This window comes from Bacillus sp. SIMBA_074 (genome assembly GCF_046534555.1).
Taxonomy (GTDB): Bacteria; Bacillota; Bacilli; order Bacillales; family Bacillaceae_G; genus Bacillus_A; species Bacillus_A mycoides.
Map to the genome: position 1 here is coordinate 1 of NZ_JAWRYM010000918.1, position 252 is coordinate 252.

General features: G+C 26.6%; 1 pseudogene. It reads left to right on the top strand.

Annotated features, from left to right (window positions below):
• Positions 1–156: 156 nt before the first annotated feature.
• Positions 157–252: pseudogene (locus tag SB773_RS33450) on the top strand (MarR family transcriptional regulator); the annotation flags it as partial.

A 252-nucleotide genomic window follows, 5' to 3' on the forward strand; every position in this document is an offset into this window, starting at 1 on the left:
GTTAATATTAAAATTCCTAATACATAAAAAACATATTTCACTCTACTCGACCCCTTTATCATTATTTTTTGTTGCAAATGCAACGAATTTAAGTTAAATTTAATACATATCAATTTTATTGCATTTGCAACTAAAATACGTACTAAGGAGTTAATTATGAAGGAAATTCTTCGTGAAATTGGAATGATAGCAAGGGCATTAGATTCTATAAGTAATATAGAATTTAAAGAATATGACCTTACAAAAGGGCAG